Source organism: Variovorax sp. GrIS 2.14, from assembly GCF_046115955.1.
Taxonomy (GTDB): Bacteria; Pseudomonadota; Gammaproteobacteria; order Burkholderiales; family Burkholderiaceae_C; genus Variovorax.
In genome coordinates this window covers 59875-70992 of record NZ_JBJXIA010000004.1, presented here as the reverse complement: position 1 = coordinate 70992, position 11118 = coordinate 59875, and the positions used below count along the sequence as shown (strand labels likewise).

At 60.1% G+C, this 11118-nt stretch carries 11 protein-coding genes; 3 read left to right on the top strand and 8 right to left on the bottom strand.

Annotation, left to right across the window (positions count from 1 at the left end; all coding sequences use genetic code 11):
* Nucleotides 1-3: 3 nt before the first annotated feature.
* The 7 genes from pheS to RCH10_RS08475 form a co-directional block, all read right to left on the bottom strand.
* Nucleotides 4-1080, bottom strand: coding sequence for a phenylalanine--tRNA ligase subunit alpha (gene pheS, locus RCH10_RS08505; RefSeq protein ID WP_323496348.1), 1077 nt, complete (start codon nt 1078-1080; stop codon nt 4-6).
* Between the two features lie 120 nt (nt 1081-1200).
* The gene (rplT, locus tag RCH10_RS08500; protein WP_007832499.1) at nt 1201-1560 is read right to left on the bottom strand and encodes a 50S ribosomal protein L20; all 360 of its coding nucleotides are present in this window, start codon (nt 1558-1560) and stop codon (nt 1201-1203) included.
* A gap of 24 nt (nt 1561-1584) precedes the next feature.
* Complete coding sequence (gene rpmI / locus RCH10_RS08495) at nt 1585-1788, bottom strand: 50S ribosomal protein L35 (protein ID WP_007832497.1); 204 nt, start codon at nt 1786-1788, stop codon at nt 1585-1587.
* 153 nt (nt 1789-1941) lie between these two features.
* The gene (gene infC, locus RCH10_RS08490; RefSeq protein WP_409052224.1) at nt 1942-2550 is read right to left on the bottom strand and encodes a translation initiation factor IF-3; all 609 of its coding nucleotides are present in this window, start codon (nt 2548-2550) and stop codon (nt 1942-1944) included.
* Nucleotides 2551-2649: 99 nt separating this feature from the next.
* Nucleotides 2650-4557, bottom strand: coding sequence for a threonine--tRNA ligase (gene thrS / locus RCH10_RS08485; protein ID WP_409052041.1), 1908 nt, complete (start codon nt 4555-4557; stop codon nt 2650-2652).
* 279 nt (nt 4558-4836) lie between these two features.
* A complete protein-coding gene (gene aceA, locus RCH10_RS08480) occupies nt 4837-6156 on the bottom strand; it encodes an isocitrate lyase (RefSeq protein ID WP_187052553.1) in 1320 nt (439 codons plus the stop codon).
* A 253-nt stretch (nt 6157-6409) separates the two neighbouring features.
* Nucleotides 6410-6922, bottom strand: a complete 513-nt coding sequence (locus tag RCH10_RS08475; RefSeq protein ID WP_409052040.1) for a gamma-glutamylcyclotransferase — start codon at nt 6920-6922, stop codon at nt 6410-6412.
* A gap of 119 nt (nt 6923-7041) precedes the next feature.
* On the opposite strand from RCH10_RS08475, the gene RCH10_RS08470 reads away from it, so the two are divergent.
* Nucleotides 7042-7929 carry a DMT family transporter gene (locus tag RCH10_RS08470; protein ID WP_409052223.1) on the top strand — a complete coding sequence of 296 codons (888 nt, stop codon included), beginning with the start codon at nt 7042-7044 and terminating at the stop codon, nt 7927-7929.
* 182 nt (nt 7930-8111) lie between these two features.
* Nucleotides 8112-8534 (top strand): SWIB/MDM2 domain-containing protein, encoded by a 423-nt coding sequence (locus RCH10_RS08465; RefSeq protein ID WP_323496342.1) that lies wholly within the window; start codon nt 8112-8114, stop codon nt 8532-8534.
* Between the two features lie 59 nt (nt 8535-8593).
* Here RCH10_RS08465 and RCH10_RS08460 read toward each other — a convergent pair whose 3' ends face one another.
* Complete coding sequence (locus RCH10_RS08460) at nt 8594-10318, bottom strand: thiamine pyrophosphate-binding protein (RefSeq protein ID WP_409052039.1); 1725 nt, start codon at nt 10316-10318, stop codon at nt 8594-8596.
* A 93-nt stretch (nt 10319-10411) separates the two neighbouring features.
* On the opposite strand from RCH10_RS08460, the gene RCH10_RS08455 reads away from it, so the two are divergent.
* Nucleotides 10412-11062, top strand: coding sequence for a TetR/AcrR family transcriptional regulator (locus tag RCH10_RS08455; protein ID WP_323496340.1), 651 nt, complete (start codon nt 10412-10414; stop codon nt 11060-11062).
* The last annotated feature ends 56 nt before the right edge of the window (nt 11063-11118 follow it).

The following is an 11118-nucleotide window of genomic DNA, read 5'->3' as shown; positions in this document are numbered from 1 at the left end:
TGTTTATTGGAACTGCGACAAGAAGCGCAGGTCGCCGTCGAAGAAGTGGCGCAAGTCGTTCACGCCGTAGCGAAGCATCGCGAGCCGGTCAGGCCCCATGCCGAACGCAAAGCCGATGTAGCGCTCCGGGTCCAGTCCCATATTGCGCACGACGTTCGGATGAACCTGACCCGCTCCGGACACTTCCAGCCAGCGGCCGGCCAACGGGCCGGTTTGAAACTGAATATCGATCTCGGCACTCGGTTCGGTAAACGGGAAGAAGCTCGGTCTGAAGCGCAGCACCAGATCGTCGGTTTCGAAAAAAGTACGGCAGAAGTCGGTGAACACGACCTTCAAATCCTTGAAGCTCACATTGGCGCCGAGCCACAGCCCTTCGCACTGGTGGAACATCGGCGAATGCGTGGCATCGCTGTCGACGCGGTAGGTACGGCCCGGCGCGATGACGCGGATCTCGGGTGCGTGCACGGTGCCGGTGGTGTCCTTGGCCGCCGCCTCGAACAGTGCAGCGTGCTTCTTGATGTGCTGGTGCGCGTAACGCACCTGCATCGGGCTGGTGTGCGGACGCAGGTTGTACGGCACACCGTCTTCACCGTCGATGTCTACATAGAAGGTGTCTTGCATCGACCGCGCCGGATGGTTCGGCGGGTTGTTCAGCGAGGTGAAGCTGTGCCAGTCGCTTTCGATCTCGGGGCCGTCGGCCACATCGAAACCCATGCTGGAAAAAATCGCTTCGATGCGCTCAAGCGTGCGGGTCACCGGATGCAAACCGCCACCGGTGCGACGTCGGCCCGGCAGGCTGATATCGAGCGCTTCGGCCTTCAGTTGCAGGTCGAGCTCGGCATCGGCAAGTTGCTGCCGACGTTCGGTCAGTGCAGCCTCAATGGCCTGCTTGGCAATGTTGATCGCTGCGCCACGCGACTTTTTCTCGTCGACGGCGAGCTGGGCCATGCCTTTCATCAGTTCGGTAATGCGCCCGGATTTACCAAGAAACAGTGCCTTGGCGTTCTCGAGATCCGCGGGGGCCTTGGCATCCGCAAATGCAGTGCGGGCGTTGTCGACCAGGGTGTCCAGCTCGTTCATGGAATTCTTGAATTACTCGGCGCGGGGAAATAAAAAAGGGCTGGAGCTTTTTCAAGCGCCAGCCCTTGTACCGTGGGTGCGGACCACCGTCCCGGGAGACGGCTGGTTCGCTGTGCAGGATCAAGCGGCCAGCTTGGCCTTGACCTGCTCCACGATGCCGGCAAAAGCGGCCTTGTCGTGCACTGCGATGTCCGCAAGCATCTTGCGGTCGATCTCGATGCCGGCCTTGCGGATGCCGTTGGCGAACTGGCTGTAGGTCAGGCCCAGTTCACGCGAGGCGGCGTTGATACGCGCAATCCACAACTGACGGAAAACACGCTTCTTGGTACGGCGATCACGGTAGGCGTATTGGCCTGCCTTCATCACCGCCTGTTTGGCGACGCGGAAGACATTGCCGCGACGACCGCGGAAACCCTTGGCGAGTGCGAGAACTTTTTTGTGGCGGGCGCGAGCCGTTACACCACGTTTGACGCGAGGCATGTGTGTACTCCTTGTTCGTCTGGGTTAAATGCCACGACCGGGCAGCATTGCGGCGACAGAAACCATATTGGTTTCATGCACTGCGACTGCACCACGAAGGTGACGCTTGTTCTTGGTGGTCTTCTTGGTCAGGATGTGACGTTTGAAGGCTTGACCGCGCTTGACGGTGCCACCTGGACGAACGCGGAAACGTTTTTTCGCGCTGCTCTTGGTCTTCATTTTGGGCATGTAATGCTCCTTTAATTGTGCTCGTGAGGCGCCGCGGATATTCCACGAACTTGTTGGCCCCGAGACACTTCTTTATCTCGCTGTTGCCTGCGCCTTTCAGCGCCGGCAACCGCGAAATCCCTACATCTCGCTAACACTTCAAATCAGTCGGGCCTAGGCCGTTGCGGGTGCCGCGGATTCCGCCGCCGGCTTCACCGGTGCTCCCGCCTTCTTGCGGCCGGGTGCGATCATCATGATCATCTGACGGCCTTCAAGCTTCGGAAACTGCTCGACCATGATCAGGTCAGCCAGTTCATCGCGAATACGCTGCAAAAGAGCCAGACCGAGTTCCTGGTGCGTGATCTCGCGGCCACGAAAGCGCAGCGTGATCTTGCATTTGTCGCCCTCTTCAAGAAAGCGCTTGATATTGCGCATCTTGATGTTGTAGTCACCATCGTCGGTACCGGGCCGGAACTTGATTTCCTTGACCTCGATGACCTTCTGCTTGGACTTCGCCTCGGCAGCCTTCTTCTGTTCGTGGTACTTGAATTTTCCGTACTCGATCAGTCGACAGACCGGCGGGTTGGCCGCAGCCACGACCTCTACCAAATCCACGTCTTGTTCACCGGCCAGGCGCAAGGCCTCGACAAGACTCACAACTCCCAATGGCTCGTTTTCCGGGCCGATCAGGCGGACTTCCGGGGCCATGATTTCCCGGTTAAGGCGGTGTTGGCGTTCCTCGCGGTGGCGGCGGTCGCGAAATGCAGTAGCGATGGTCAGAATCCTTCAAAATTTGCTACAGAATCTGTAGCGAACACCGTTCAGCCCTCGCGGACAAGCGGTACGTTTGGCCAGAAGCAGATGGGGTGCTTCAGGGACAAATCAACGCTTGTCGGCAATGTCCTGAAAGAGCCGTTGTTTAAACGATTCGAGGGACATTGCACCGAGGTCTTGATTGCCTCGGGCGCGCACTGCGACGGCACCGGCTTCCTTTTCCTTGTCGCCTACGACCAGGATGTAAGGGAGCTTTTGCAACGAATGCTTCCTTATTTTATACGTGATCTTCTCGTTGTGCAGGTCGAGCTGGACCCTAACCCCTTGATCCTGCAGCGTTTTAGCCACTTCCGCAGCGTAACCCGCCTGCCCTTCGCTGATATTGAGCACCACGACCTGCACCGGCGCAATCCAGGCGGGCATCGCGCCGGCATGGTGTTCGATCAGCATGCCGATAAAGCGCTCGAGGCTACCGACGATGGCGCGGTGCAGCATGACCGGGCTGGCGCGGCCGCTGGTTTCGGTCACATATTCGGCGCCAAGGCGCTCTGCCGTATTGAAGTCGACCTGCATTGTGCCGCACTGCCACTGCCGGCCCAGCGCGTCTTTGAGCGTGTACTCGATCTTCGGGCCGTAAAAGGCGCCGTCGCCGGGCGAGATGATGAAGTCCACGCCCGACCTGCGGAGTGCCTCCATGCAGGCGTGCTCTGCCTTGTCCCACAAGTCCTCGGCGCCCACACGGTTCTCGGGGCGCGTCGCCACCTTGTACAAAATCTCGCCAAAACCGAAGTCGGCATAAACCTTTTGCAACTTGGCCGTGTAAGCCACGCATTCGTCGAGGATCTGGTCTTCGGTGCAAAAGACGTGGCCGTCGTCCTGCGTAAAGCCACGAACACGCATGATCCCGTGCAGCGCGCCCGAGGGCTCGTTGCGATGGCATTGGCCGAACTCGCCATAACGAATCGGCAGGTCGCGGTAGCTACGCAAGTCGCTCTTGAAAATCAGCACATGGCCCGGGCAGTTCATCGGCTTGAGTGCGTATTCGCGCTTTTCCGACTCGGTCGTGAACATGCTTTCGCGGTAGTTCTGCCAATGGCCCGTTTTTTCCCACAGGCTCTTGTCGAGGATCTGCGGGCCTTTTACTTCCTGATAGCCCGTCTCGCGGTAGACGCGACGCATGTATTGCTCGACCTCTTGCCACATCGCCCAACCCTTCGGGTGCCAGAATACGACGCCCGGCGCCACCTCGTCGATGTGGAACAGGTCGAGTTCCTTGCCGAGTTTTCGGTGGTCGCGCTTCTCGGCTTCTTCGATGCGCTGGATGTACTGATCCAGCTGCTTTTTGTCGGCCCACGCCGTGCCGTAGATGCGCTGCAGTTGCTCGTTCTTCGCATCACCGCGCCAATACGCGCCCGCCAGCTTCGTCAGCTTGAAAACCTTCAGGAAGCGCGTGTTCGGCACGTGCGGGCCACGGCACATGTCGACGTATTCCTGGTGGTAGTAGAGACCCATCGACTGCTCGTCGGGCATGTCGTCGACAAGGCGAAGCTTGTAGTCTTCGCCGCGCGCCTTGAAGACGTCGATGACCTCCGCACGCGGTGTCATTTTCTTGACGACGTCGTAGTCCTGCGCGATCAGCTCGCGCATCCGCGCTTCGATGGCCGCCACGTCGTCGGGCGTGAACGGCCGCTCGTACGAGATGTCGTAATAAAAGCCTTCGTCGATGACCGGGCCGATCACCATCATCGCCGTCGGATACAGCTGCTTCACCGCATGGCCCAGCAGGTGCGCCGTCGAGTGACGAATGATCGCCAGCCCTTCTTCATCGCGCGGCGTGATGATCTGCAGCTTGGCGTCGCGATCGATGATGTCGCTGGCATCGACCAGCAGCCCGTCGACCTTGCCGGCCACGGTCATTTTCGCCAGGCCGGGGCCGATGGATTGAGCGACTTCGGCGACCGAAACGGGGCCTGGATACTCGCGGCGCGAGTTGTCGGGAAGCGTGATCTGGATCATGTGAAAACCTCGGGGCAGAAAACAAAAAAGCGCGGTGATCGACCGCGCTTTGCATTGGCTTGATTGCCGGAGAAATCCAGCGTGCGCGGGCTACCGGTCTCGTCCTTTCAGGAAAAGACCGCTGATGGCTTGCGGCGTAGTTCGCGGTGTCATAACCAAAATGCCTTTCTCGCCCTGGTTGCGGATCGGACCGAAGATTCTATCCGCGCGCACAAAAAAGCCCGGCCAAGGCCGGGCTTTGGGGTCACGTTCACGTTCGCATTTGTCGTGAACGCAGGTTCAGTGGAACTGCTCTTCTTCAGTCGAACCGGTCAACGCCGTCACGCTCGACTTGCCGCCTTGAATCACGGTCGTCACTTCGTCGAAGTAGCCGGTGCCGACTTCTTGCTGGTGCGACACGAAGGTGTAGCCACGCTCACGCGCCGCGAACTCGGGCTCTTGCACCTTCTCGACATAGGCCGACATGCCACGCGCGACGTAGTCTTGCGCCAGATCGAACATGTTGAACCACATCGAGTGGATGCCCGCCAGCGTGATGAACTGGTACTTGTAGCCCATGGCGCCCAGCTCTTTCTGGAACTTGGCGATGGTCGCGTCGTCAAGGTTCTTCTTCCAGTTGAACGAAGGAGAGCAGTTGTACGCCAGCATCTTGCCGGGGTGAACCTTGTGCACGGCGTCGGCGAACTTCTTGGCAAAGGCCAAATCCGGCGTACCGGTTTCACACCACACCAGATCGGCGTAGTGGGCATAGGCGACGGCGCGGCTGATGGCCTGGTCCATGCCCTTGCGAGTCCGGTAGAAGCCTTCGGCCGTACGTTCGCCGGTGATGAACGGCTTGTCGTTTTCGTCGTAATCGCTGGTGATGAGATCGGCCGCTTCAGCGTCGGTCCGTGCGATCACCAAAGTCGGCGTGCCGCAGACGTCGGCCGCCATGCGTGCGGCGATCAGCTTCTGTACCGCCTCGATCGTCGGCACCAGCACTTTGCCGCCCATGTGCCCGCACTTCTTGACCGATGCGAGTTGGTCTTCGAAGTGAACGCCACCGGCGCCTGCCTTGATCATGGCCTTCATCAATTCGAAGGCGTTCAGCACACCGCCGAAGCCGGCTTCGGCGTCGGCCACGATAGGAGCGAAGTAGTCGATGTAGCCTTTGTCGCCAGGATTCGTACCCTTGGACCACTGGATTTCATCGGCGCGCTGGAACGTGTTGTTGATGCGTTCGACCACTGTCGGCACCGAGTCGACCGGGTACAGCGACTGGTCCGGGTACATCGATGCGTAGCTGTTGTTGTCTGCGGCCACTTGCCAGCCCGACAAGTAGATTGCCTTCACGCCGGCCTTGACTTGCTGCATGGCCTGGCCGCCAGTGAGTGCGCCGAGGCAGTTGACGTAAGGCTCGCTGTTGACGAGATCCCACAACTTTTCTGCACCACGATGGGCCAGCGTGTGCTCGATCCGTACCGAGCCGCGCAACCGCACGACGTCGGCGGCGCTGTAGCCGCGCTTGATGCCCTTCCAGCGCGGGTTCGTCGCCCAGTCTTTTTCGAGTGCGGCGATCTGTTGTTCTCGGCTCAGTTGTTCTGTCAGGGTCTGGGGCATGTGCACTCCGTGAGGTTGATTGGTTGACTTGGATCGGTTGGGCGCTTCCGCCATGGGGCAAACTTTAACGCGAAGCCGGAGTCTTATGTCTTATAGAAGACATATTAATACTGAAGCAAGATCAACGACTTACAGAGACTTTTCTCAATGCGGAATAATTTTTCTTATATTGAGAAAAATTATTGCGTTGCACCAAAGCCGGATTTTGCGATGTGCAATCAAGTATTCGCTAGTGAAACTGTGACGGCAGCCTTCATCTACATCGAAACCAGTCGCCACTTTCGATGACGGCGCGCCCGGTAACACGCGACGGATGGATCTCGTAGACAAGACAACGTAACGTCATCGCGCCTGCTTCGGTTCGCGGGCCTGATCCGGACAGCACCAACTCGATCTCTCGCTTGACGTACTCGCCGCCGCCGTCGTCGCGCACTTCTTCGAGCAAGTCGAGCTCTGCCTCCACAGCTTTTGTGATGCGATAGATCTCGCCGTGAATCAGCCCGCCATGATCGGCGCGCTGTTTGCCACCGCATGACGCATCGCCCAGTACACCCAGTACAGCACCTGGATATGCGCCGAGGTCGTAGAGCGTGCCCGCGATGTGCGCATGACCGACGAACTGCGGCAACGGCCGGCAACGCGTGATGTCGTTGCTGCCGCCGCGGCGCAACGTGCCGTAAACGAAGACGTGACGAACAAAGCCATTGGCTTCGGCGTCAGGGGACGCGGCGCCCGTCTTGCCAGGCACGACAACTTCATCGGGCATCATCGATCCATCGATTCAATCGTGCCAGTCTAGTGAACCCACCTGCATCAGCGGCATCCACGGTGTCCGCCGCGCCAGCATCTAGCCGTCTCGTTGCCTATGCCTGCCTTGCCTTGAGCATGACGCTCGTCGGCAGCTATGTCGCTCTTTCCAAGCCACTCGTCGCCGCACTGCCGGTGTTGCTACTCGCGTGGATGCGCTTCGGCATCGCCGCATTGGCCATGCCGCACTGGCTGAAGCGCCCGGCCGACGAACCGCCAATGACACGACGCACGCGCGGCCTCGTCTTTCTTGAATCGTTCCTCGGCAACTTCATGTTCTCGATCTGCATGCTCTTTGGCGTGAGCATGACGAGCGCGGTGTCGGCCGGCGTGATCATGGCGTCGATCCCGGCGGTGGTCGCGTTGACCAGCTGGATCTTCCTGCGCGAGCGCATCACGCTGCGCGTAGCCGGCGCCATCGGCTGTGCCGCCGGAGGCATCGCACTGCTGGCGTTCGCGCCCGTTCATGTGACATCGACTGCAGCGACAGCGCCGTCATCAGGCGCAGTGCAAAGCGGTATGCCTTGGCTCGGGAACCTGCTTGTGTTCTGCGCGGTACTGTGCGAGTCGGCGTATGCGGTCATCGGCAAGTCGCTTACCGGACGTCTCGGACCCAAGCGCATCTCGTCGCTCATCAACCTCTGGGGCTTCGCGCTCTCGACGCCGTTCGGCCTCTGGTTCGCATGGCGGTTCGACTTCGCCTCAGTGCATGTCGGCACCTGGCTTTTGCTCGTGGTCTATGCGATGGCCGCGAGCATCTGGACGGTGTGGTTGTGGATGACGGGCCTGCGCAATGTGCCCGCATCGCAGGCTGGCGTTTTCACCGTGATGCTGCCTGTGAGCGCGGCGTTGGTGGGCGTGCTGGTGCTCGGCGAAAGCCTCTCGATGCTGCAGCTTGTGGCGTTCGCCGCGGCACTCATGGGCGTGATGCTCGCGACCTGGCCTGCCCGCTTGGCGAAACCGTAGGGCGCCCTCTCTCGGCTCTCCCCCGCAGTCCCCTCTGTTTCTCCTCTGAAAAAACAACAGCCCCCAATGAAAAAGTCTCTTTTCCACTTGGAAACGCGTTTTTTCTCCTTTAGCATCCGCAGTGCCAGTGGAGACGCTGTTTTTCATTGGTGAATGTCCAACCAAAAAAAGGAAATCAAACCATGGCAACTGCAAAAAAGGCTCCGGCCAAAAAGGCTCCCGCAAAGAAGGCTGTTCCAGCGAAGAAAGTAGCTGCTCCGGCAAAGAAGGCTGCTCCTGCGAAAAAGGCTGCGCCCGCAAAGACGGCTGCTCCTGCGAAGAAGGTTGCTGCAAAGAAGGCTGCTCCCGCCAAGAAGCGCACGCCCAACGCTGCCTTCATGAAGGCCCTGACCCCCAGCCCGGCACTCGCTGCTGTCGTCGGCTCCACGCCGCTGCCGCGTACCGCAGTCGTCAGCAAGCTGTGGGACTACATCAAGAAGAACAATCTTCAAGACAAGGCCAACAAGCGCAACATCAACGCCGACGCCAAGCTGAAGGAAATCTTCGGCAAGCCGCAAGTGTCGATGTTCGAACTGGCTGCGCTGATCGGCAAGCACGTCAAGTAAGCCTCGGGTGCTTCGTGCACCTGAAACTGGAAAGCCGGCTCATGCCGGCTTTTTTTCGTTCAAGGTGAAGGCCGCGCTTGCGCTGCTTTGGTGATCGACGACAACGTGCCGCGCGTCGAGATGATCTCGGCGTCGAGTGGTATCTCGATCAGCGTGCCAATGTCGGCTTCCAGCGCCCGCAGCAAGGCGCCTTCGAACTGCGACGTGGCAGTCACTTTCTCAGCCGCATAGCCGTATGCCCTGGCAAGCGCGCAGAAGTCTGGGTTGCGCAGCGCGGTGCCGCTGACCTTGTTGGGGTACTCGCGCTCCTGATGCATGCGGATGGTCCCGAACATGCCGTTGTTCAGCAGCACGATGATGCTTTTGCCACCGTGCTGCGACGCCGTCGCCAGCTCCTGTCCGTTCATCAAAAAGTCGCCGTCGCCAGCAATCGTGAATGCGATGCGGCCGGTCGTCAGATTGGCCGCGATGCCAGCCGGCACGCCGTAGCCCATCGCGCCGCTGGTGGGCGCCAGCTGCGTCTTATGGCCCTTGGCAAGACCGTGGTAGCGAAAGAAGCGATGCACCCAACTCGCGAAGTTGCCGGCACCGTTGGTGATGGCGGCATCGTGCGGCAGATGCTTTTGCAACAACGCCACTACCTCGGCTAGGTCGACTGCGCCGCGAGGCATGTCGGCGGGCAAGCCGGGCAAGGGTTGCGGCACGAGGTTCGCGAGATAGTCGGCATGGGCAGCAAACGTCCACTCTTCCCATGGCACTTCAGGCGGGGCACTGAGCACCTCCAGGCTGCGCGCCGCGGCGCTCATGCCTGCATTGATGGCCAGGTCGGCTTGGTACACGCGATTGAGCTCTTCGGCGCTGGCATGGATGTGCACCAGCGTCTGCTTCGCCTTCGGGGCTTCGAGCAGCGTGTAGCCACCGGTTGTCATCTCGCCCAGGCGTGGTCCGATCGCGATGATCAGATCGCTGTCCGTGATCCGCGCGGCAAGCTTCGGATTGATCGCGATGCCGACATCGCCTGCATACAGCGGATGGTGGTTGTCGAAGGTGTCTTGAAATCGGAACGCATTGCCGACCGGCAGCTTCCAGTTCTCGGCGAAGCGCTGAAGGGCTTGCGCAGATTGCGTCGTCCAGCCGCTGCCGCCTGCGATGACGAACGGGCGCTGCGCCTTCATGAGCAGTTCACGCAGCGTGCGCAGCGATCCCGGATCGCTCCACGGTTGCACGGCCTCGACGCGGCCGAGTGGGCGTGCCGCCGTGGTCGACCTCAGCATGTCTTCCGGAAGCACAAGCACGACCGGGCCGGGGCGGCCGTTCATCGCGGTCGAGAACGCGCGGGCGATGTATTCGGGAATGCGACTCGCATCGTCGATGCGCTCGACGCGCTTGGCAAACCCTTTGGTGCTTGGCCCGAAGAAGCTGCCGTAGTCAACCTCCTGAAAGGCTTCACGATCGCGAAAATCGCTGCCGACGTCGCCGACGAAAAGCACGAGCGGCGTCGAATCCTGAAACGCGTTGTGCACGCCGATCGATGCGTTGGTGGCTCCCGGGCCGCGCGTCACGAAGCAGATGCCAGGCCGCCCGGTGAGCCGCCCATGCGCATCCGCCATGAAGGCCGCGCCACCCTCCTGCCGGTTCACGATGAAGCGAATGCGGTCGTCGTACGCATGAAAGCCGTCGAGCACCGCGAGAAAACTTTCTCCCGGCACGCCGAATGCAATTTCGACGCCCTGTTCGATGAGGCATTCGACGATCAAGTGCCCCGCTGTCTGCTGCTTTTGCATGCCACGCCCGATTGAGTAGATGAAGAGATGCCGCAGATTATCGTCAGGGAAAAATCGGGTTGGCTTTAATTCACCAACCAGTTAAAAGAACGCATGAAATCCGTTGCAGCTATCGCACCCGAACCGCGCCTCAGAGACGCCGACAGATCGCAGCAAGCGATCCTCGACGCCGCGCGCGAAGAGTTCGCGCTGCTGGGACTGGCCGGTGCGCGCGTCGACAGCATCGCGGAACGTGCGGGCCTCAACAAGCGACTGATCTACTACTACTTCAGCAGCAAGGACGACCTGTTTCTGGCAGTGCTGGAGAGCGCCTACGCCAACATTCGCGAGGCCGAAAAAGAGTTGCATCTGCTTGACCTGCCTCCGGCCGAAGCCGTGCGCCGACTCATGGAATTCACCTGGAACTATTACCTCGAACATCCCGAGTTCATCACCCTTCTCAACAGCGCCAACCTGCACCAAGCGCGCCATCTGGAGAAGTCGAAGCGCGTGCGTGAAATGAACTCGCCGGTGATCCAGACGCTTGGCGACATTCTCGAACGTGGCCGGAAGGAGGGCGTGTTTCGCGGCGGTGTCGATCCGGTGCACCTCTACATCTCGATCGCCGGCATCGCGTACTTCTATCTTTCCAACAACTACACGCTGTCAGCCATCTTCGGGCGCGACCTCATGACGCGCAAAGCGCGCAGCGAACGCCTCTCTCACATGTGCGATGTGATCCTAGGGTATGTCCTGAGGGACTGACTGGCGTGGTCCGTTGACGCTCTGGTGCGCGCTAGTCAGAATTCACCCGCTGGTGA